This is a genomic window from Nocardia rhizosphaerihabitans (assembly GCF_014646295.1).
Taxonomy (GTDB): Bacteria; Actinomycetota; Actinomycetes; order Mycobacteriales; family Mycobacteriaceae; genus Nocardia; species Nocardia rhizosphaerihabitans.
This window is the reverse complement of sequence record NZ_BMNE01000003.1, coordinates 402,444-422,483: the sequence shown is the minus strand read 5'-3', so window position 1 is coordinate 422,483 and position 20,040 is coordinate 402,444. Positions and strand designations below refer to the sequence as shown.

Sequence of the window (20,040 nt, the reverse complement as noted above, 5' to 3'; positions counted from 1 at the left end):
CGGCCGGAGCGGATGCCGCTTTCGTGATGTTCGTCAGCCACGGGTCCGAGCTGCCGGTCGATCGATTGACAGGAGCCACCATGCCCGACTTCACACCCCCCGACTCCCCCGGCCGGGAATCGGGCGCCCGGCGATCGAGCACGCCCTGATCGGTGAGTTCTGGTGAGCGGTTCTATGTTTCAAGTGATCGATGGGAAAGCCTGTGTGCCCGACAACACGCGAACCCGCCAGGATCCCGGTCGAGCTCAAAAGGGCGCTGGAGTTCTATCACGGATCCGTCGAGGATCTGATCCGTGAGCTGATCAGAGTGCTCGGCGTGAACGAGACCGATCGGCGCGCACTGGAGATCATCCTGCTCGAAGACGAGAAATCCACGACACCCGGCAGGCTGGCCGAACGGCTCGGACTCACCTCCGCCGGTGTCACGATCATGCTCAACCGGTTGGAGAAGCAAGGTTATATCGCCCGCTCGCTACACCCGACCGACCGTCGTCGCGTGATCGTGATGGCCACCGAACTCGCGGCCCATCGCGTACAGGAACTCGTCGTACCGATGATCGTCGAGAGCTACAAGATGTTGCTGAACTATTACGACACCGCCGAACTCGAAACAATCGCCGACTTTCTCACCCGCGCAGGCGAGTTGCAGCGAATACACCGGCAACGGCTGCGCGAGATCGATCCCTACTCGAATCCCTGACACACGGCCACGCCGACCGCGATGTGCCGTCCTCGATAGTCACGGTCGGCACAGTTCCACGGAGAAAGCAGGAGCTGGATGCACAACGTCGACAACACCGAAGAACCGGTGACGGAACCGGACAGCGACCCGACGATTCTCCGGCGACACGACCGTCCTGCCACGGCGTCATCAGTCGAACGGCTTCGACGACAGCTGACGCGCGCGGGCGTGGCGGCGGCGTTGGTGGCCACGGCCATCGGGACGACGCTCGTCGTCCGGGCGGACTCGGGCCCGCCGGTACGGGCGAACGAGGCGAAGACCTTCTCGTGCGGACCCACCCTCGCCCCGTCCGATTCCAGCGTGGCCGGAAGCGAGGCCGGTACGTTGCACCCGAGCGCGGCCTCCGACACGCCGAGCGAGGTCTTCGCCCCAGGCGATCTCACCGGCGGCGACACACCGACCACCAACCCCGACCCTGATCCCGCGAGCACAGCGGGTGCGACGGAGACACCGGCGGCCGCGCCGGCCGAGGCCTCCCCGGGGAACTCGACGGTGATCTCGGTGAGTGCGAGTTTCTCCGCCACGGCGAGCGTTTCGCTCGACGGCACGTCCAGTGCGCAAGACCCGGGCACAGTCCCCACGACCTCGACATCCACGGTGACCGTCCCCCAGACCCCGACGGACACAGTCACCACCGGTCCGAGCACGGTGACGGCCGATCCGTCGACCACCACCGTCACCGCCACGACCGCGGTGCCGACCACCACCACGAAAGCCGCGCCGACCAGCACCCCGACGATCGCGGTCCCGACCGGTTCGACCACGACGTCGGAGTCGCCGACGTTCTCCACCCCACCGTCGGCGCCGACAACCACGTCGGCACGGCCCCCGGCGACTCCGACGACGACCAAGCCTCGGCTGTCGCCGAAGCCCTCACCTCCGACGACATCGCGCTCGATTCCGTCCACCGCGCGCCCACCGGCCCGGTCACCGCAGGCGACGCCGACGGGATAGCCGTTCCCGTCGGCGGCTCGTCGGACCTATCGGCGGCGTCGATATCGGCGTGCCCTCAGTACCGGGTAGGGCTGCAGGGATTCGACGACCCGCGCCGACGGCCAGGTCGCACACCCCTCCGGTGCCCATCTGGATCGGGGTGATCGCCATCAGCACGATGAATCCGATGTGATCACCCTGCTGAGCGAGTTCGACCGCGGATTGCGCCGCCCTGGAGGCGGAGTCGACGACCGACGAACCGGTGCCGGCGTCAGGTGGCGAATGCTAAGTCAGTGTGAGCGCCCTGTACACACCGACAACGGTTGCCGCGCCGATGATTTCGCCACGGTCGATCATCTGCACAGCCTCATCGAGCGGAACCCACCGAATCGCCTCTGCCTCTCGCCCAACGATAGGCCCGTGAGTCAGCCGACGCGCTCCATGATCACAGTCGTCGGCATGTCCGGGAGCGCCACCTGGATCGACGGCTCGAACTCATCGACCGCCGACCCACGCGGCTCGCGCTGATCGCCATTCCCTCCGCGCGATGCAACCGGCGGATCTCCGCCCAGTCCTCCACGTTCAGCCGTCGCGGCGGAACAGCACGCCTAGAGCGCGGACCCGGGCGGCGGGAGCCGCAAGGTCGCCATCGCCCCACCACCAGCGACCGGTTCGATAGTCGCTGTGCCACTGTGTAGTTCGGCGATCCAGGCCACCAGCGCCAGCCCGATGCCGCTGCCACGCCCACCGGTGACGCCCCGTTCGAACGGATTCGACGACAGCTGTGGCGCCAGCCCGGTGCCGTGGTCGCGCACGTTCACCCGCCCCTCACCGACGTACACCTCGACAGGCGCGCGCGGATTTACCGAGCCGTGGGTGAGCGCGTTCTCCACCAGATTGCGAATGGCCAAGCTCAGCAGGCTCGGATCACCCACCACTACAGTCGGATTCGCGTGCAGCACGATATTGGCACCATCGAACTCGTCGATCACCGATTCGGTGAGCTGGTCGAGCAGCAATTGCACCCGTTCCATTCTGGTGACGCCCGACTGCATCCGGGCGCGCGTGAGCAGCCCGGCCACCACCCGCTCCATCCTGGCCCCGAGCGCCCTGGCGTTGTCCACCACCTGCTCGGTTTCCGCCGCCGAACGAGGGCGCGGCGCAGTGACGAGACGGTGGGTGGCCAGTGGGGTGCGCAGCTCGTGCGCGGCGTCACCGAGGAAGCGTTCCTGCTCGTCGAGCATCGCCAGCGCCTGCCGCATGCTCCGTCCCGACAGCAGATGCCCGGCCACCCCGGCAGCCATCGCCATGGTGACACCACCGACGACCAACGCCCACAGCAGCAGTGCGCGCCCACGGTCCCACCCATCGGGATCACCGGCGGTGATCAGCACGGCCTCGCGATCGGAGTCCTCCCAGCCGAACGCGGCTGCGGCCAATCGCACGTCGCGCCCAGCGCTGTCGATGGAGTCCCGGTAGACGGTCTCGCCTTGCTCGCGCAGCGCGGCGTCGGCCATGGCGGCGATCCCGCTCTCCGCGGGCATGTGCGAGCGCAGATGGCCGTAGTGCACCGTCCACCCACCGGTGCCCTGCGGGGTCACCACCAGGATCGCGATCTTGCCGCCGACCAGCTCCTGGCCGGGCAGCTCCGAGGTGTCGACCTCGTCGTCATCGTCGAGATAGACCCGCGGCGCGAGCCCGGTCAGCACCCGGTCGAGCTCGCTGTCCAGGGCGTCGTCGCGGGAGCGCGCGTCGATCACCGCGGCGCCGACACTGAGCACGATGAGGCAGATGGCGGTGATGGCGGTGATCAGCAGGGTGAGCTGATTGCGGGTGCGGCGCAGACGTGCCACCGCGGGCCGCGGATCGGAGGTCGAGATCAGCGTGCGCATGCCGCCCCGCCGAGGACGAAACCCGCGCCGCGAACCGTTTCGATCACCTGCGGCGGCCCCAGTTTACGACGCAGACCAGCCATGACGGCGTCGACGACATTGGAATTGGGCTCGGCCATCTCGTCCCAGCAGGCCTCGATCAGTTCCGACCTGGTCACCACCGTGCCCGCCCGCGCGGCGAGCAGCTCCAGCACCGCGAACTCCTTCGGTGTCAGCGTGCGCAGAATCCCGCCGCGCTGGACCCGGCGACGGGGCAGATCGATATCGATGTCGCCCAGCACAACTCGCGTCGGCGCGGGATTGTCGCGGCGCCTGCACAGCGCCCGCACCCGAGCCGCCAGTTCGGCGAGCGCGAAGGGCTTGGTGAGGTAGTCGTCGGCGCCGTGCTCGAATCCCGCTATGCGGTCGGACAACCCGTCACGGGCGGTGAGCACCAGCGCAGGTACTCGGTAGCCGGCAGAACGATAGGCGCCGATCAACTGCACGCCGTCACCGTCGGGCATACCCCGGTCGACGACGAGCACGTCATATCGATTCACCGAGATGTTCATATCCGCGTCGGCGAGACTCTGCGCCAGATCGACTGCGAATCCGGCTTTTCGCAGCCCGGTCGCAATCTGTTGACCCAGCTTCTCGTCGTCTTCCACCACCAACACACGCACGAGCAGCGACGGTAGCCCACCCCCCGCCGCATTTCCATCATGAAATTCTCATGGTCGATCGCATGGAATGGGCTCAGCCCGGGAGCCACCGGGTTCGTACGAAAGGAAAGCCATGAAGATCAAGACCGCGATCGCCGCCTCCGCCATCACCCTGGGCTCCATTGCCGCGGGTGCCGGGCTGGCCACCGCCGCCCCGCTGGCGCACACGGGCTGGGTCGGCAACTACGCCACTTTCGAAGCGTGCGCTGCCGACGGCAACTCGCCGATCACCGGCGGATCGCAGTGGGAGTGCGTCGAGGTCATCGGCGGCTGGGATCTGTACACCTACTGATCCACCCCCGCTCACTGCGGCCCTCGATGTCGACTCCCCGAGACATCGAGGGCCGTTTGCCGTTGCCCGGGCCGCTCGTCCGGTCACGGAATTCTCACGATAGGTACGGAAGTATCGCTACTGGATCAGGTACGGCAGCGCTGGCTCGCCGACCGAATGGACCCGACAACCCGCCGAGCTTCCTCGCACACGCCTGGCGGGTGCCGCATCACGAGCTGCCCTCGCGATGCGGACTCGTCCACAGCCACGCGCTGCCCGATACCGCCTGATCCGGCGCACCCGCCGTTCCTTCCCGCCGGCGGGTGCGTCCCCTCCCCGGATCGATCATGAAGACTGGGGAACGCTTCGCGATAGCGCGCAACTGCTCCTTCTGTGACATTGCCGTGGCGCAGGCAGGCATCCTCGGGAAGGCGGTTTTCTCGTGCGATCGGGAGAGCTCGGCGGCGATGTAGCTCTTGACCATCTCCGTTTCGAATCAGCGACATAGCAAGCGCACTTGGAGGCGATGCGGGTCGCCTTGCACCCCACGCCTCCACCGCGCCGGGGCAAATTCACCCCAGGCGCTTCAGCAGCACCGATATCGGAGCCGCGCCAACGCGATCACAAGAGGCAGGCGGGGTCGCTCAAGAGTCGTGGAACCCGCGCACCCTGTAGAGCGACGGCTGCGGCACAGGCCGGCCGCGAACCATGACGCTGTGGCCCTTCCCTCACGCTTCGCTGGGGTCAGTGTCTATATATTTCGAGAACTCAACGGCTTTGGTCATCCCGGTGCTCGAGGTCGTTGACAAACGAGCCGTCGAGGTCGGCTTCTTTGTCGAGGACGACGCGGCATGGCTGCAGGCAATCGAGCAGGTGGCCGGGCGACAGGGCATGTGAGGCACTCGGAGCTCACGCGCCGATATGGCATCATGAACTAGAACGAGTTCTAGAAATGCCGAGGAGGTCTCCGTGGGAACTGCGCGACCGGTGCGGACGGGGCCTTTCGTGGTGCCCGCCGTCGACGAGATTCCCGGTGGACGGATGCTCGAACTTCCGGGGCGGGGCCAGACCTACGTCGTGGACATCCCGGGACCGGCCGGCGCACCCGTCCTGATCCTGCTGCACGGCACCGCCTGCACGGCGGTCCTGAACTGGTTTCCGGCGCTGGAGACCCTCAGCGCGCGGTATCGCGTGGTGCTGTTCGACCAGCGCTGGCACGGGCGTGGGATCCAGTCGGCGCGGTTCCGGCTCGCCGACTGTGCCGACGATGTGGTCGCGGTTGCCGACGCGCTCGGCCTGGATCGCTTTGTCTGCGTGGGCTATTCGCTCGGCGGTATCGTCTCCCTGCTCGCCGCCCACCGGCATCCGGACCGCGTCGCCGGGCTGGTGCTCTGCGCGACTCCGTATCGCTTCCAGGAGAAGTGGCGCGAGCGGGCGTTCCATCGCGGTTTCGCCTCCGTCGCCGAGGCGTTGGGCGACTATCCGTATCGCCGGGCCCGGCGGGTGACGCGCGGCCTGCCGGAGCTGCCGCCCGCTCTGGTGCCGGGGCAGCTACGGCGGTGGGCGGTGGGCGAATTCCGCAGCACGAGCGGATGGGCGCTGGCGCCCGTGCTGGCCGAGATCGGGACGTTCGACGCTACCTCATGGCTGCCGGAGCTGCGGGTGCCGACCGCGGTGGTCATCACGACCAAGGACCGGGCGATCCCGGTGTACCGGCAGATCGAACTCGCGGCCGCGATTCCCGGATCGAGCATTCATCCGGTCGCGGCGGGTCATGCGGCGTGTGCCGTCGCGCCGAACCGGTTCGTACCGGCACTGGCCGACGCGTGCCGGGCGGTGACCGCTCGGCTGTAGTCGACGACCCTGTTCGACGCCGATGGCGAACAGGGCGGTCTTTCGGAGCGGGCGATCAGCCCCGAGCGCGTGCCGCGGCCAGCAGTTCGTCGATCACCGCGGGCACCGCATCGGCCAGCGCCTCGACATCGGGAACCAGGTCACGGCAGGCGATGAAACCGAAATCCAGGTCACCGCAGTTCGACAGCACGGTGACAGTGAGCCCGGCACCGTGGAAGACCGGACCGAACGGATACATGCCGTCCACCCGAACACCGAGGAAATACAGCGGCATCGGCGGACCGGGCACATTCGAGACCACCAGGTTGTGCACCACCGGGTGCCGTTCGGCCAGCTTCAGCGACGAATAGACGCGCGACGCGAGGCGAAAGGTGTTGGGCGGGGCGTACTTCGACCAATCCTGCAAGAAGTCGGCGCCGATCAGATCATGTTCGGCCTTGGCGTCACGGTTCGCGACGGCCAGCAGCTCCAGCCGCTCGACCGGATCGGCGACATCGGTGCCGAGCCGGCAGAACAGGGTCGAGACCTTGTTGATTCCCTCGGTGTGCCGGGTGGATTCGTGCACCGACACCGGCACCGAGGCGACCAGGGAGCGATCGGGCAGCTCGCCCCGATCCGCCAGGTAGCGGCGCAGCACACCACCGACCACGGTCAGCACGACATCGTTCACCTTCACCCCGAACGCGGCTTTGATCTCCTTGATCACGCCCAGGTCTGTCTTGGTGAACGAGACCGATCGGGTCCCGGTGACGGCCTGATTGAACGGCGTGCGTGGCGCGGAGAACGGAAGCGCCATCCCCGCTTCATTGTTCCGCCGCCGTTGCGCGAAACCCGCGACCATGCCGAGGGTTTTGGGAACCATGCCGAGCATCCCAGCCCTGGCGGGAAACCGGACCGCGGCACGTGCGATGAGTTCGAGGTCGCCGGGCACCGGTTCCGGTTGCCACGGTTCGGGTTCCGGGCGACTGAGCCCCGGCTCCAGATCGCACAGGTGCATCATCATGTTCGTGCCGGTGATGCCGTCGACGGCCGAATGGTGGTACTTGCAGACGACCGCCACCTTGCCGTCGTCGAGCCCCTCCACCACCGACATCTCCCACAGCGGCCGGTTCTGATCCATCGGTCGGCTTGCGATGTCACCGATGAGCGCGGCCAGACCGGCAAGACCGCCCGGCTCGGGCAGGTCGACGCGCCGGATGTGGTTGTCGATGTCGAAGTCGGTGTCGTCGACCCAAAGCGGATGGTCGAGGTTGAACGGCACCGGGTGGACCCGGCGACGCATGTGCGGGATGAGAGGCAATCGCCTGCGCAGTTCGTCGCGCAGATGGTCGAACGAGTACGGCCCGTCGGCCGGGTCGAGAATCAGCAGTGCGCAGACGTGTAGATGCTGGGTATCGGTCTCCAGATAGAGGAAACTGGCATCCAATCCAGTGAGTCGTTCCATAGCCGAAGCCTACTAGAACACGTTCTATTTTTGCCGCCTCGCGGGGCCGAAATAGACGACTCTCACAGTGAGTGCCGACGGCGACGAACCCCCGCACGGTTGAAGACGGGGACGAGGCGCAGTAGATCGCCGTGGTCGATCCAGAACTTCGCAACGAGGTCGGACGGAACGGTGCCGTCGTCGGGCAGGGCACGCGGGAACAGGATGTCGCCGCGGGCCGCGCCGCAGCGGACTCCGCTGTCGCGGCGACCATCACCGGCTCTATCCCGGGGCTCGCCCACAGCGAGGCATCCTCGGCAGCCGTATGGGTTTGGCGCGGGAGAACACACTCGCTATCCCCACCGACATGGGCGGCGGCGAGCGTCTTGCTGTTCATCTGGTGTTTCCTTCGATGCGATGTCGGGCGAGTGCGATCTCGACATGAGCGACGTCGACAGTTGTGGCGCCGCTGTCGCGGGCGATCCGCTCGGCGATCTCGAGGAGGCGCTGCAGCGCGGGAGTGTAGAGCGGGTCGACATCGATGACGGTTTGCGCGTCGACTACAGCGAACGCTGCGTCGGCATCGGCGAACACGTTGCCGTCGCGATCATCCTCTTCCTGACGCTCGTGATACGGGCCGTAGGCGAACGCGGGCCCGACACTGCCGAGGTCGTCGACGAGTGACCACGACCCGTCCTCACACTGCAGCCACCCGGTGACTCGACGTTCGGACCTCGCGACGCGCATGGCTGTGTGCGCTTCGGCCATTGCCGCGGTCACCCGAGCGCGAGCAGCGGCGAGGCCGATGCCGGGCTCAGTAGCCGACACGACGATCCAGTCGCATCACGCCTGCGGCGACGAGCACGTTGATTGCGGCCATCTTCCGCGGGCAGAGGGTTCGGTCGCAACTGCGGTGTACCTGTACCACCCGGCGAGCCTGGCCGATGGTGAATGCCTTCGTCGGCGCCGAATGTACGATCACCGTGGTGCGGCCGGTCTGCTCGTCGTCCTGGGCGATCGCCGCCTGGGTTGCTTCCCGAGCGAGCCGCGCCTGTATCGCGTCGACTGTCAGCCGCACGGCCTTTGTCCGTCCCCACATCATGGTCTCCCCTCGGCGGTCCTACGTCGTACGAGAGCTGTTGGACCCAGCCGCTTTTCGTCGCTCTCGCGTTCCGGTCAGGTCAGATTCGCCGCTGACGACGGGAGAGAGGGACAGAGAAGGGACAGCAGCAGCGCGGGACATGGCGGGCGTATCGATCTACCCTCGAGACATGGGGAAACACGTAGGTCAGGCGATCGCGGCGGAGCGCAAGATTGCCGGCCTGAATCAACGCCAGCTCGCCGACCGGGCCAGATACAGCCTGAGCATGGTCAAAGCGGTCGAGCAGGGCCGCGAGACGGCATCGCCAGGATTCATCTCGGCGGTCGCACGTGCGCTGCGGATCACCCCTGAACAGCTGACCGGCGCGCCCTTCGCCGACGGCAAACCGTTGGCCGACGCGGTCAACGAACTGTCGGTGCTGCTGGCCGAGGGGCGCTACGCGCGCGCCGAAGAACCGGGGCCGCTGGCACACCTCGAAGCGGACCTGACCGCGGCGCAGGATTTGTACCGTCGCGACCGCACCCGCCAGACCATCGAGGCGCTGCCCGCGATCATCCGGCGCCTGCACGGCGCAGCGCGTGACCTCACGGGCGACCACCAGGCGCATGCCTACTCGCTGCTTTCCTCGGCATACATCCTCGCCGAGTGGTCAGCCCGCCGAACCGGCCACCTGATGCTCGCGCTGCCCGCGCTCGACCTCGCTGACGGATACGCCCCTCTCGGCGACGACCTCAACTTCGCGGCCTTCTCCATCCTGGCCCGCGCCCGAATCCTCACCCACTACGGCGAATCCGACATGGCCGCCCAGTTCATCGACACGGCCATCGCCACCGCCGACAGCAGCCGATCCGGAATGGTCCTGACCGGGTACTCCCACCTCGCCGGCGCCATCAACGAAGCCCGGAAACTGAACTACTCCAGCGCCCTCGGCCACGTCGAGGCGGCGCGCGAGCTCGCGGCCCGCACCGGCGAGACCGACATGTACATGACCGCGTTCGGTCCACTGAACGTCGAGATCCACGCCCACGCCATCGAACTCGAGGCCGGCGACCCGAACCGGGCGGCAGTCGAGGGCGCGGACCTGACGTACGGCGCTGGCGCCCCGCCGACCAGGATCGCGCATCACTGGCAGGACAACGCCCGCGCCTGGTTGATGTCCGGCAAGCCGGACAGGGCACTGGCCGCGTTGAACAAGGCCCGCGCCGCAGCCCCGCAACAGACCCGGCTGCATCCGTCGGTGCGCGAAACCGTGCACGGGATCGCCGCCGCGCAGCGGCGCCAGTCGGACAGCCTGCTCGGGTTTGCACACTGGCTGGGTGCAACCATGTAGACGCCCGCCGCAGAGCAGCGCAGTCTCCGACGCACGCACCGAAAAGCCCCAATTGGGAGGGCCTTTCACTGCACTCCTCGGAAGGACGCGACGAACTTACTGCGCCGCTCTAGTAATGCTTGTGGCGCGGTCGCTGCCCCGTGGAGATCGCCGGTGGATTCGTGAGTGGATCTGCGACGCTCCGAGCACTCACGACGCCAGTGCCGTGACGAGTACGACTATCGCAGGGCCCACGTATCCGACACATCGAAAGTGCCACGATCGACCCGAACCCGTACACCGGCTCTGCGAGGAACCGGTGTACGAACATCTCGGCGACGCCGTGAAATCCCGGTCACATGGCCTGGGCCGACGCGTATCCGTAGGTCGAGCGGTCCTCGTCGCGGGCCACCAGTTTGCCGTTCACGTAGATCGCGGCGTACGCGTCGGGGTGCGAGATCGCCGACCAGGTGAAGGATTCCTTACGGAACTGCACGTCGACGTTGCGGCACCACCGGTCTCCCTCCATGGATTCGGTCAACGTCACGACCTCGTCGCGCTTGCCCAGCGAGTCGTAGTAGGTGATCTCGTTGCCTGCCTGCACGTCCGAGCAGAAGACGTAGCGGACGTTGCCGTAGGCAGGGACATCGGCGGCGTTGGCAACACCGGCGCCCGCGACAACGGCCCCGACCACCCGCACGATGCACTGCCTCGAGCGAACCGAACATTGAATCACACTGCGGCGCTTGCTTGTTCACTCCAAGCCACTTACGAAGCGATCTGCCTCGTCGCACTGGTCGGTGTCGATCACCGAAGGCCCCCCGGGGCAGCAAATCGGTGGTCGAGCCGCAAGCGAGATCGAGTGGGTCGGTGTTGGCGACGTTGTGATCGATCGAATCCATGAGGGCAGTGCTGTTGCTGCCCCGGCATTACATCACGCCCGAGCGTCTTCAACGGCAGGCGACGGAACGCGATGCGCCGCAGTGACCGTGACCTCCGTCGATGAGCTGACGCCGCACGGCGGCGAGGCCGCTATCACAGGCCGCAGGCCGACTATCGTGCAGCGTTCAAGCCCCGGGAGCCCCATGGGACCATCGGTGTTCGATCCAGGAACGCGCCTTCGCCCAAGCTCTTTGGAACTGCTCAGCAGTTATCACTTCGAGGGAAGAGACCTCGATGTCCCAATCATTCGTGCTCGATTCCGAGAGGACGCCATATTTGCTCTCGTATGCGTCAACCGCACCGATCCCTCCGTGATCCCGTGCGCGCATCACCTCGTCCAGCGCTGCGGCGGTGACTGGCTCACCGTCTGAACCTCGCAGATTGACCTGCCGGTTCGGCCAACCATCGTCATCGATTTCGAAGAGGAGCCAGATGTCCTCGTCCGCGTAGTAGTCGCGAATCCACCGCATTCGCCCAGTATCGCGGCCTCGCAATCACCGAGGCAACGTACTGGCAGGCCGCAGTCTGTGTGACGATCTGCCCGCAGAGAGGCGGCCGGACTCGTTCACCGGCGCTCAGCATGCAACGTCCACACCTTCGTCCGGTTTCGGGAGGGACACGCCTACCTCCCGCAGGGTGCGCGCCTCACCTCGGCTGACGACGATCAGCGGCGCGAGTTCTACCAACTACGGCGGCGCGAGAACAACGAACCGGACTTCGTCTACCCTCCGCTGACCTACACCGTCAGCGAGAGCGACCTGATGCCGCCCGTCTGACCTCGAGCGCTTCTGATGGTGGCCCGTCTACCATCGGCGAATGTGCAGCTACAGGTGAACGACCTCTACGGCGGGGTGGTGGGCACGGTGCTCGCCAGTGTCATGCTGGCGGCTGTTCCGGACGGTCAGACGCCGATGTATGCGGCGGCGTGGATCGTGGTGAGTGTGGCCATCGCGGCGGTCACGCGCAGCTACGGCCAGCATGTGTCGACTCACCAGGCTGGGTCGAGGTCGGGATTCTGGGTCGATCTCGGTCGCACCATGCTCACCGGGATACCGCTGGTCATCGCGTGCGTGCCGACGCTGATCGTGTTGTTGCTCGCGCATGTCACGGGGTGGAGCGACGACGTGTTCCATGCCGACGGGTCGGTGACGCCCGGCTACACCACGGTGGCGCTTGGCCTCAATGCGGTGGTCCTGTTCGGCTGGGGCGTGGTGGCGGCGCGGGTGGGTGGATATTCCCGGTGGGGTGCCTGCGGGGTCGGCATCGTCAACACCACCATCGGACTGGTGATCGTCGTACTCAACGGCATCCTCAGATAGCCCATTCGGCGAGTGGACGATCACGGCGGGCTTGACACAGCGCAGGTCACGGCTTTGACTGACGTGGAAGCTGATGTTCACCTCCTCCGACAGTGCTCTGAGAGGTCGACTATGCGTAGCACGTGGTTAGCGAACTCGGGGCATCGGCGCGGATCGGTCCGCCACGGAACCCTCTCGGTACTGGCACTGATCGGTGCGTGTCTGCTGTCCTTGGCAGCCACCCAGACAACCTCTGGGCAACCCATCGCCGACACCGCGGACACCGGGTTCGCGATCCCCTTCGCCGGTGCGCCCGGCTACGAACACCTGGCACCGACGCAGATGACGAGTCCGGATCAGCTCAACCAGCCGCTCGGTCAGCCACTGGCCGACGCGATCGCCGGTCAGATCGGCCTGACCCGGGCTGACGCCCTGACCGAGCAGCAGTATCACGATCTCAGCACCGGTGGCGGCGTCGGTGGCAGCCGCGAGGCGGCGGCGGTGATCGTCGCCTGCGTCCAGGTCCTCACCAATACGGTCGGGCGCCCCCTCTATTCCGAGGTCGACGGACAGAGCATGCCCTCGGTGCTGGCCAGCTACGGGCTGTACGTGAATCCCGGTGGGCTACTGCAGAGCCCGGCCAACGCGGATGCGCCGACCAGACAGGTGAACACCTTGATCGCGCCAGGCGGCTATGTCGGCAACTGGTTGCGCGACAACGGTGCGGTGCGAACCCTGATCGCACTCTACCGGTCGGCATACACTGTACAAGCCGCCTACGGCTTTGCGGCACAACAGATTTCGGGCACGGCTCAGCTGGTGACCAACACCAAGGCGGGCGTGAGCTCCCAGGTCGGGATGTCGATGGCCCCGCCGCTGTGGATCGTGAACTTCGCCCTGATCTATGTCTTGAACCCGGCCCTGGCCGCCGGGATGCCCGCCTACTGGGCTCCCATACCCCCGCCGGTCGCCGACGCCATCACAGCGAGCCCCACCGGCCAGGCGCCTTTCAGCGAGTACGCGGCCTACTTCGGGTGACGGGCGCAGCCTCGGCGCCCACATCGAGGCAGGATGTTGCAGTCGCGCGGCGCTCGCGCGACTGCAACATCCAGTGCCCTATCCGGCCCGTGCCGCGTCGCGGGCGAGGATGCGCTCGCGTTGTTCTTCGAACCGGATGACGTCGCGAGTGAGTTTGTCGATGTACTCGGCGAGTTCTTCGCGGCTGCGCTCCCCGCGTGCGGTGAGGTCGGTGCGCTCGAAGACGTTCCAGATTCGCAGGACCGGCAACACGACCTCGTCCAGGTGCTGGCGCAGGTCGTAGATCCCGTGCTTGACCATCAACACGCCGTTGCGGCGCCAGTTCGGCATGCCGGTGCCCGGCATGGCGAACGTCTTCACGATCTTGGTCACCGACTCCATCGTCTGGTCGGGAGCGACGTCGAAGGCGGCGCCGGTGATGTTGCGATAGAACATCATATGGAGATTCTCGTCGGCCGCGATGCGCTGCAGCATTCGTCCGGCGATCGGATCGTCGCAGACCCGTGCGGTGCTGCGATGGCTGACCCGGGTAGCCAACTCCTGGAATGTCACATACGCGACCTGATCGAGTACCCCGCCGAAGCCCTCCGGCGCGTGGACACCGCGGGTCAAATGCACCATGCGGTCGTTCTCCAAGGCGACGGGATCGACAGCGCGGGTGCAGACGAGGTAGTCGCGCATGGCGATGGCGTGGCGGTTCTCCTCGGCGGTCCAGCGGCCGACCCAGGTGCCCCACGCACCGTCGCACGAGAAGTTCTCAGCGATCACGCGGTGATAGGAAGGCAGGTTGTCCTCGGTCAGCAGATTCGTGATCATCGCGACTTTGGCGACCTCGGAGAGCCGTGACTGCTCCGGCTCCCAATCTTCGCCACCCATCGCGGCGAAGTTGCGGCCCTCGTCCCAGGGAACGTAGTCGTGCGGACACCAGTCCTTGGCCGTGCCCAAGTGCCGGTCGATGTTGACCGCAACTACCGGCTCCAGCTCCGTCAGTAGTTCGAGTTGTGTCAAATCCTTTGCCATGCAGCGCCTTTCGATTCGATGGAAATCGCTACGGAAATGTCGCTGTTCACGCATATCTGACTCTGCGGCCACGCCGCACCCACACCTTAGGCGGTGGGTGAAACCAGCGGGCCGGTGGGGACTTTCACCGGAATCGCCGATAACGGTGATGTGGGCGGCTGCGGACATGTGCCTCATCTCGGGGTACTAGGCCCGCGGTGCGAAGCCGGGTGCCGTCGACGTGTGCAGACCCCATCCGCGGTGGATGTTTCTGGGTGCCTGGTCGACGAGGCTTGGCCTGTCGGTCTCTGGAAAGAAGGCTCCCAGCGTGTTCGAACGCCTCTCCGATCGCACCTCGTCGATCGTCTTCACCGTCCTGGTCCTCGGGATTTCGCTGTGCACCGCCGACATCGCCGAAGGGCTTGTCCTGGCGATCTCGCCCCTGCTCACGGTGCTGGTCATGCTGCTCGTCATCACTCGGGAGGGCTACACGCGCGAGGGATGGCACCGTCTGGGAATGAGCGAATCCGGGCTCCGATTCTGGCCACTGGCACTGATCACCACGGCCGGGGTGTCGGTGCTGGCGTTCGCCGGCGCCGTCGTGGTCGGTGCTGCGAACTTCATTACGCCGTCGGGTGACTGGCTCCAGGCGATGCTCGTTCTGTGTGTCACCGGCCCGATCCTCGCTTTCGCCGAAGAGCTCGGTTGGCGCGGATATCTGCAGCCACGCCTGGCCTTTCTCGGCCAACGGTGCGCGATGCTCGTTGTGGGCGTCATCTGGATCGGCTGGCACCTCCCCTACATCCTGCTCACGCCCTACTATCACGCCGAGGGCGAACGCCCCTTCGTGCTCGCCCTCTTCAGCGCAACCGTGATCGCGTTCTCGTTCGTGTTCGGCTACCTGCGGCTGCTCTCGCGCAGTGTGTGGCCCGCTGTCCTCGCGCACTTCGCACACAATGCGACGTTCACGATCCTCGCGACCTACGCGATCACGACCGATCGCCCCGTCCTCGTCAACGAATACCTGGCCGGCGACACCGGTCTGTTCGTGCTTATCGGCACAGCGGTGTGCGCCTTCGCCATCGCAGTGCGCACGGCGTCGCTCACTCGGCGCCGTTCTCTCGCACCGTCCGCGCGAGGATGACGGCCTGCACACGGTCGCGGAGGCCGAGCTTGCGCAGTACGGAGCCGAGGTGGGTCTTCACCGTCGACTCGGCGACGTGCAGTCGCGCGGCGATCTCGGAGTTGGTGAGGCCGAGACCGACAGCGGCGAGGATCTCGCGTTCGCGGGCGGTCAGGGCGTCCAGTCTGGGATCGGTGGAGGGAGTTCCATCCGAGCCTAGGTGTGGTGCAGGCGCGGTGAGGATGAATGAGTCGACGAGTCGTCGCATCAGTTTCGGTGAGATCGGCGCCTCTCCCAAGGCTGCGGCGCGGATGGCGGCGACGAGCTCCCTCGCGCCCGCGTCTTTGACGAGGAATCCCGATGCGCCGGCCCGGAGTGCTTCGACCAGCAGGTCGTCGGTGTCGAAGGTGGTCAGCATCACCACGCGCGGCGGGTCGGGCTCGGCGAGGAGCCTGCGCGTCGCCTCGATGCCGTCGATTCCGGGCATGGTGATGTCCATGAGGACGACGTCGCAGCGGTTCTCGGGTCGTCGCAGCTGCGCGAGCGCGGACTCACCATCGCCTGCGCCACCGACGACACTCATCCCGTCCGTCGCATCGACGATCATCGCGAACCCGGTGCGGACGAGTTCCTGGTCGTCGACGAGGAAGACGCGAATGGCTTCGGCCTCGGTCATGCTGCGCTCCGTTCGCCGACCGTGGTGTTCAGCGGAATCACCACGGTGACCTCGAATCCTCGCACCGGTCGGTGCTCGGCGCGAAACTGCCCGCCCAGCTCGTGCACTCGTTCACGCATGCCGGCCAGGCCATGGCCGGCCCCGGTGCCGGTGGCGGGTTCGTCGACGTGGCGGCCCGGGCCGTCGTCAACGATTCGCAGGCACAGGTCATCGGCTGTGCACTCGATGGCGACCTGGGCATTCACCGGCGAGCCCGCGTGTTTGAGGACATTGGTCAGCGATTCCTGAACCGCGCGCAGCACAACGAATCTCAGGCGGAACGGGAGGGCGTCGAAGGTCGCGGGATGACTGTCGAACTCGACCGGCACGCCCGCGGCACGAACGGAGTCCACGAGCCGACCCAGCTCGGCGCCGGTGGCCTGACCGTCGTGGGAGGCCCCGGATACGGTGTCGACGTCGCGGGTGTCCACATCGCGGAGCACGTCGACGACGGTGCGCACCTCGGCCAGCGCCGACCGCGCCGTCGCACCGATGACATCGAGAACCTCGCGAGCCTGCGTGCGGTGCCATCGGTCAGCGTTGGCGGCAGCGTAGGCGGCGCCGTCGGCTTGGACGATGACGACGGTGAGGGAATGCGCGACGATGTCGTGGATTTCCCGGGCCGCCGACACACGCTCACGCTGTGCGACGAACAGCTCGAGCCGGCGCCGTCCCTGCTCGAGTTGGACGACGGCGCCGGCGAGCTGGCGCAGATTCTCTTCGCGTCCGCGAACCAGGTTCCCGATCACCCAGACGAGCGCGGCAAGAACCGCGAGTACCGCTGCTGCGGCCAGCGCATGCCGGCCATAGTCAGGCGGGGTGCTCCACCTGAACCCGGCGAGCAGGCTGCCGACGAGTGCGGCCACCAAGGTAGCCGATCGCACGCCGAACGACGCGACGTTCGCGGCGACGGTGTAGATGACGACCGCTTGAGCGATGTTGCCCGGCAACGGGATCGGCACGACGACGAGCTGAACGATCGACATCACCAGGGTCCACACCAGGACAGCGATCGGGTACCGGCGGCGCACCGCGAGCGGGGCGATCGTGAGGGTAGCCACGACCAGTCCGGGCAGGTCGGCGATGAACGCACTCGCCGCGCCGAGCAGTACCAGCAGCACACCGGCGAAGATCGAATCCAGCAGCAGCGCGTGGTCACGACCCCAGCGATAGATGGTGACGGCCAGGGCATCAGGTCGCTCCACAGGGGCGTTCAGCGGATCTGGGTGGCTTGTGACCACACCACCTGCCAGCGGCCGTCGAGGAGTTCGTAGAGATCGGTGTGCCAGTAGCGTGCCCGTGGCAGCGGGTGCCCGCCGAAGACGACCTCGAGGTCGGCCTGGTAGCGAAGGCACGCCGCGTCGGCGTGGAGCCGCACGCTGATCGGCCCCGGTTCCCAGACCAGGTAATCGATGTGGCCGTCGCCGACGGCGTCGAGGTACTCGTCCCGGCTCAGGGCTGCGCCGATCGGGGTGATGAGCTGGAACTCGGTGCCGTGGTGGATCACTGCTGCGGCGATGTCGGCCTCGACGAGCGCTGCGAGTCTGCTGCGCTCGGTAGCGCGGATGCGGTCTTCGGTGGTGATTGTGTTGTCGGGCATGGGATTTCCTTCGTCGTGAGGTGCGAGTGCCGAACGGCCAGGGATCGGGCGGCGGCACGGATTGTCGGCGCTGCCGGTCGTAGGGGCGCACGGCCAACCACCGCACACGTAGACATATTTACTTCTGGTGTCTAGCGGTGCAAATTGACACAATCTGTCCATACTGTCACCGTGGCGGTGTGGGTGCTGAGCTGAAGATCGACGAGATCCTGGATGTGGCGCTGGAGGTCTTCTGCCGCTACGGGTTCCGCAAGACGGCGATGAAGGACATCGCCGAGGCCGCGGGAGTGTCGCGGGCGGCGCTGTATCTGCACTTCGACGGCAAGGAGGCGCTGTTTCGCGCGGGGTCCCAGCGCGCGCACGCGCTGGTGCTGGAGCATGTCGACGCCGCGCTCGACGCCGACGGCCCGGTCATCGACCGGATCGACGCCGCGATGAACGCCTTCCTGCAAGGACTGATGGCGCAGATCAGCGCCAGCCCGCACGGCAAGGAACTCTTCGAGTCGGACCTGGCGCTCTCGGGAGAGGTCACCCGAGCAGCGCGAGAGCATCTGGTACAGCGCATCAGCGCCGCCCTCGACGATGCCGCGGCCACCGGGGAAATCGACTTGTCATCGATCGGAGCGAGCTCGACGGAGATCGCCACTTTGGCCCTGACCACAGTGGAGGGCATCAAGGCTGTCCACGGCGGAGGGCAGTCGCTCGCCGCAGGTAGTTCGCTGTTCCTGCGCATCCTCGGCGCAGCGGTGAAGCCGTCGTAGGTTCACATCTGCTCAGCACCAGCCTCTTTCGGAAGAGCGGAAGAAGGGTAGCGAGGTCAGGTCGATTGAGGGACCGACTGATCGGCCGACCCGTCCAGATCCGCGTCTGTGCCCGAACCGCTGGTCAGTGTCGTGGCGTGCCCACTCAGCGCCAAGCCGATTCCGACCAGCAGCATCGGGACGGCGGCGGCGAGGAAGGCCCAGCGGACACCGGCCGCGGCGAGGAAACCGAAGGCCGCCAGCGACAGTGGCGAGAGGACGGCCCTGGGCAGGTCGATCAGGCTGTTCACCCGGCCGAGCATCGTCTCCGGGGCGGTGGTCTGCACGAAGGTCGGCAGTGCGACGTCGGTCGAGTAAGCGACACCGAAACCCAGCACGGCCAGCAGGACGACCGCGATCAGGTAGTGCGGGACGAAACCGAGCACCGCGAACGAACAGCCCTCGGCGATCGTCATGGCGACGATGAGCACGCCCCAGCGCCGCGGCAGACCGAACGCCGCGGCGGACAAGGTGCCGGCCAGCTGGCCAAGGCCCCACGCGGACAGCATGGCGCCGAGAACGACGGCACTGTTGCCGAAGTTCTGCGACAGCGTGGGCAGTCCGACGCCGAACAATCCGCTGTAACTCAGCGTCGCGGCGCCGACCAGTAGCAGGATGATGCGGACCTCGACGCTGCGGCGGGCGTAGGCGAACCCGGAGGTTATCTCTCGCAGCACCGTTTTCGCGGAGAGCTGCTCGACCGGTTCGGCCTGGCGGCGCGGCGCGGCCAGTACGGTCGCCGCGCCGACCAGGAAGGTGAACGCGTTGAAGCCGATCGCGATCGGCGCGCCGGCCACTGCCATGAGCAGGCCACCGAGCACCGGACCGACCAGTCGAGCGGCCTGTTCACCGGCTCCGAGCAGCGCGTTCGCTCTCGGCAGGTCCTCCCTGCTCACCAGGCTGGGCAGGATGCTGGCGCCGGCCGGATGGAAGAACGCCTCGGCGGTGCCGATCACGATGCCGATCACGAGTAGGTGCCACAGGGTCACGGCGCCGGCGGCTGCCAGGACCGCCAGCACGGCCAGCACCGTGCCACGCACGAGGTGGCTGATCAGCATGATGGTCCGTGGCGAGAACCGGTCGGTGATCGCGCCGCCGACCAGCAGCAGCGCCCCGTGCGGGACGGTCACGGCGAGCATCACCACGCCCAGCGCCGCGGGCGACCCGGTTACCGAGAGCACCAGCACCGCGAGCACGACCTCGTAACTGGCGTCTCCCACCATCGAGACGGTCTCCCCGCCCCACACCCACCGAAATGCCCTGCCCCGCAACGGACCCCGAGCCGCCATCACGATCGT

23 protein-coding genes and 1 pseudogene are annotated in these 20,040 nt (G+C 66.9%); 9 read left to right on the top strand and 15 right to left on the bottom strand.

The features are described from left to right. Positions 1-190: 190 nt before the first annotated feature. Positions 191-700 carry a MarR family winged helix-turn-helix transcriptional regulator gene (locus IEY60_RS14815; protein ID WP_229739831.1) on the top strand — a complete coding sequence of 170 codons (510 nt, stop codon included), beginning with the start codon at positions 191-193 and terminating at the stop codon, positions 698-700. On the opposite strand, the gene IEY60_RS14810 is transcribed toward IEY60_RS14815, so the two are convergent. The 4 genes and pseudogenes from IEY60_RS14810 to IEY60_RS14800 all read right to left on the bottom strand — a co-directional run bounded on the left by IEY60_RS14810 (position 685) and on the right by IEY60_RS14800 (position 4,229). After that, positions 685-1,650 (bottom strand): hypothetical protein, encoded by a 966-nt coding sequence (locus tag IEY60_RS14810; protein WP_189028366.1) that lies wholly within the window; start codon positions 1,648-1,650, stop codon positions 685-687. The two genes, IEY60_RS14815 and IEY60_RS14810, sit on opposite strands and share 16 nt — an antisense overlap. 453 nt (positions 1,651-2,103) lie before the next feature. Further along, positions 2,104-2,261, bottom strand: a pseudogene (locus tag IEY60_RS35760) (IS21 family transposase); the annotation flags it as partial. A gap of 22 nt (positions 2,262-2,283) precedes the next feature. Beyond that, complete coding sequence (locus IEY60_RS14805) at positions 2,284-3,567, bottom strand: sensor histidine kinase (RefSeq protein WP_189028364.1); 1,284 nt, start codon at positions 3,565-3,567, stop codon at positions 2,284-2,286. Continuing rightward, entirely contained in the window at positions 3,555-4,229 is a 675-nt protein-coding gene (locus tag IEY60_RS14800; protein ID WP_189028362.1) for a response regulator, read from the bottom strand. Before IEY60_RS14800 ends, IEY60_RS14805 begins: the two co-directional genes overlap by 13 nt. Positions 4,230-4,341: 112 nt before the next feature. Between IEY60_RS14800 and IEY60_RS14795 the strand changes: the two genes are divergently transcribed. Next, the gene (locus IEY60_RS14795; protein WP_189028361.1) at positions 4,342-4,560 is read left to right on the top strand and encodes a hypothetical protein; all 219 of its coding nucleotides are present in this window, start codon (positions 4,342-4,344) and stop codon (positions 4,558-4,560) included. Between the two features lie 208 nt (positions 4,561-4,768). Here IEY60_RS14795 and IEY60_RS14790 read toward each other — a convergent pair whose 3' ends face one another. After that, a complete protein-coding gene (locus IEY60_RS14790) occupies positions 4,769-5,023 on the bottom strand; it encodes a hypothetical protein (protein ID WP_189028358.1) in 255 nt (84 codons plus the stop codon). Positions 5,024-5,508: 485 nt separating this feature from the next. On the opposite strand from IEY60_RS14790, the gene IEY60_RS14785 reads away from it, so the two are divergent. Next, positions 5,509-6,393: an alpha/beta fold hydrolase gene (locus IEY60_RS14785; protein WP_189028356.1), complete on the top strand. Its 885-nt coding sequence runs from the start codon at positions 5,509-5,511 to the stop codon at positions 6,391-6,393. 55 nt (positions 6,394-6,448) lie between these two features. On the opposite strand, the gene IEY60_RS14780 is transcribed toward IEY60_RS14785, so the two are convergent. Both IEY60_RS14780 and IEY60_RS14775 read right to left on the bottom strand, forming a co-directional pair. Further along, entirely contained in the window at positions 6,449-7,837 is a 1,389-nt protein-coding gene (locus IEY60_RS14780) for a WS/DGAT/MGAT family O-acyltransferase (RefSeq protein ID WP_189028354.1), read from the bottom strand. A 62-nt stretch (positions 7,838-7,899) separates the two neighbouring features. After that, entirely contained in the window at positions 7,900-8,118 is a 219-nt protein-coding gene (locus IEY60_RS14775) for a hypothetical protein (protein WP_189028351.1), read from the bottom strand. A 139-nt stretch (positions 8,119-8,257) separates the two neighbouring features. Between IEY60_RS14775 and IEY60_RS14770 the strand changes: the two genes are divergently transcribed. Then, a complete protein-coding gene (locus IEY60_RS14770) occupies positions 8,258-8,500 on the top strand; it encodes a hypothetical protein (RefSeq protein WP_189028349.1) in 243 nt (80 codons plus the stop codon). 130 nt (positions 8,501-8,630) lie between these two features. Here IEY60_RS14770 and IEY60_RS14765 read toward each other — a convergent pair whose 3' ends face one another. After that, positions 8,631-8,894, bottom strand: coding sequence for a hypothetical protein (locus IEY60_RS14765; protein ID WP_189028347.1), 264 nt, complete (start codon positions 8,892-8,894; stop codon positions 8,631-8,633). 193 nt (positions 8,895-9,087) lie between these two features. Here IEY60_RS14765 and IEY60_RS14760 point away from each other — a divergent pair, with 193 nt between their 5' ends. Then, positions 9,088-10,248 carry a helix-turn-helix domain-containing protein gene (locus tag IEY60_RS14760; RefSeq protein WP_189028345.1) on the top strand — a complete coding sequence of 387 codons (1,161 nt, stop codon included), beginning with the start codon at positions 9,088-9,090 and terminating at the stop codon, positions 10,246-10,248. A 334-nt stretch (positions 10,249-10,582) separates the two neighbouring features. On the opposite strand, the gene IEY60_RS14755 is transcribed toward IEY60_RS14760, so the two are convergent. Together IEY60_RS14755 and IEY60_RS14750 are read right to left on the bottom strand one after the other, a co-directional pair. Then, complete coding sequence (locus IEY60_RS14755) at positions 10,583-10,927, bottom strand: hypothetical protein (RefSeq protein WP_189028343.1); 345 nt, start codon at positions 10,925-10,927, stop codon at positions 10,583-10,585. 367 nt (positions 10,928-11,294) lie between these two features. Then, positions 11,295-11,639, bottom strand: a complete 345-nt coding sequence (locus IEY60_RS14750; RefSeq protein ID WP_189028341.1) for a hypothetical protein — start codon at positions 11,637-11,639, stop codon at positions 11,295-11,297. 348 nt (positions 11,640-11,987) lie between these two features. Here IEY60_RS14750 and IEY60_RS14745 point away from each other — a divergent pair, with 348 nt between their 5' ends. Both IEY60_RS14745 and IEY60_RS14740 read left to right on the top strand, forming a co-directional pair. Beyond that, on the top strand, positions 11,988-12,488 hold the full coding sequence (locus IEY60_RS14745) for a hypothetical protein (RefSeq protein WP_189028339.1): 501 nt from the start codon (positions 11,988-11,990) through the stop codon (positions 12,486-12,488). Between the two features lie 111 nt (positions 12,489-12,599). Further along, positions 12,600-13,505, top strand: a complete 906-nt coding sequence (locus IEY60_RS14740) for a hypothetical protein (protein ID WP_189028337.1) — start codon at positions 12,600-12,602, stop codon at positions 13,503-13,505. A gap of 78 nt (positions 13,506-13,583) precedes the next feature. Here IEY60_RS14740 and IEY60_RS14735 read toward each other — a convergent pair whose 3' ends face one another. After that, positions 13,584-14,525 carry an acyl-ACP desaturase gene (locus tag IEY60_RS14735; RefSeq protein WP_189029394.1) on the bottom strand — a complete coding sequence of 314 codons (942 nt, stop codon included), beginning with the start codon at positions 14,523-14,525 and terminating at the stop codon, positions 13,584-13,586. A 307-nt stretch (positions 14,526-14,832) separates the two neighbouring features. Here IEY60_RS14735 and IEY60_RS14730 point away from each other — a divergent pair, with 307 nt between their 5' ends. Then, entirely contained in the window at positions 14,833-15,648 is an 816-nt protein-coding gene (locus IEY60_RS14730; RefSeq protein ID WP_189028335.1) for a CPBP family intramembrane glutamic endopeptidase, read from the top strand. Here IEY60_RS14730 and IEY60_RS14725 read toward each other — a convergent pair. From IEY60_RS14725 to IEY60_RS14715, 3 genes are read right to left on the bottom strand one after another with little or no spacing between them, the layout of a single operon-like run. Next, positions 15,608-16,303: a response regulator gene (locus IEY60_RS14725; RefSeq protein ID WP_189028333.1), complete on the bottom strand. Its 696-nt coding sequence runs from the start codon at positions 16,301-16,303 to the stop codon at positions 15,608-15,610. The genes IEY60_RS14730 and IEY60_RS14725 overlap by 41 nt on opposite strands. After that, positions 16,300-17,547: a sensor histidine kinase gene (locus IEY60_RS14720; RefSeq protein ID WP_189028331.1), complete on the bottom strand. Its 1,248-nt coding sequence runs from the start codon at positions 17,545-17,547 to the stop codon at positions 16,300-16,302. Before IEY60_RS14720 ends, IEY60_RS14725 begins: the two co-directional genes overlap by 4 nt. A gap of 8 nt (positions 17,548-17,555) precedes the next feature. Further along, a complete protein-coding gene (locus tag IEY60_RS14715; RefSeq protein WP_189028329.1) occupies positions 17,556-17,942 on the bottom strand; it encodes a nuclear transport factor 2 family protein in 387 nt (128 codons plus the stop codon). A 179-nt stretch (positions 17,943-18,121) separates the two neighbouring features. Between IEY60_RS14715 and IEY60_RS14710 the strand changes: the two genes are divergently transcribed. Next, positions 18,122-18,703, top strand: a complete 582-nt coding sequence (locus tag IEY60_RS14710) for a TetR/AcrR family transcriptional regulator (RefSeq protein WP_189028327.1) — start codon at positions 18,122-18,124, stop codon at positions 18,701-18,703. A gap of 56 nt (positions 18,704-18,759) precedes the next feature. Here IEY60_RS14710 and IEY60_RS14705 read toward each other — a convergent pair whose 3' ends face one another. Beyond that, a complete protein-coding gene (locus IEY60_RS14705; RefSeq protein WP_189028325.1) occupies positions 18,760-20,031 on the bottom strand; it encodes an MFS transporter in 1,272 nt (423 codons plus the stop codon). Positions 20,032-20,040: the final 9 nt, after the last annotated feature.